Here is a 348-nt window from a genome sequence, read left to right as displayed (position 1 = left end):
CGGGCTTCGGTGCATACAATACTGTTTGAACGTCATTTTCTGCTTGGACTTCGTAGTCATATGCTTCTGTAATTGGTTCGTACGTGACACCTTCGAACTGAATTGCAGTTTCTGGCTCGATCGTGACGAATTGTCCTACGTTTCCTGTCACTGTTGTCGTATCCAGTACCTTTTCTTCTTCACCGTCTGCATACACATGGTGAATCGTTATGATACGCGACTCGTCTACCACGGGCTTCGGTGCATACAATACTGTTTGAACGTCATTTTCTGCTTGGACTTCGTAGTCATATGCTTCTGTAATTGGTTCGTACGTGACACCTTCGAACTGAATTGCAGTTTCTGGCT

Annotated in this window: 1 protein-coding gene; it reads right to left on the bottom strand. The window is 45.1% G+C overall.

Translation table 11 applies throughout. The annotated features are described in order from the left end of the window. A partial coding sequence (locus KJS65_RS29570) for a hypothetical protein (RefSeq protein WP_213653287.1) occupies nucleotides 1-250 on the bottom strand: 250 nt, incomplete at its 3' end. Nucleotides 251-348: the final 98 nt, after the last annotated feature.

This window comes from Paenibacillus sp. J23TS9, assembly GCF_018403225.1.
Lineage (GTDB): Bacteria > Bacillota > Bacilli > Paenibacillales > Paenibacillaceae > Paenibacillus_AQ.
Note: the sequence above shows the minus strand (reverse complement) of the source record. Positions and strands in the feature narration are given on the sequence as shown.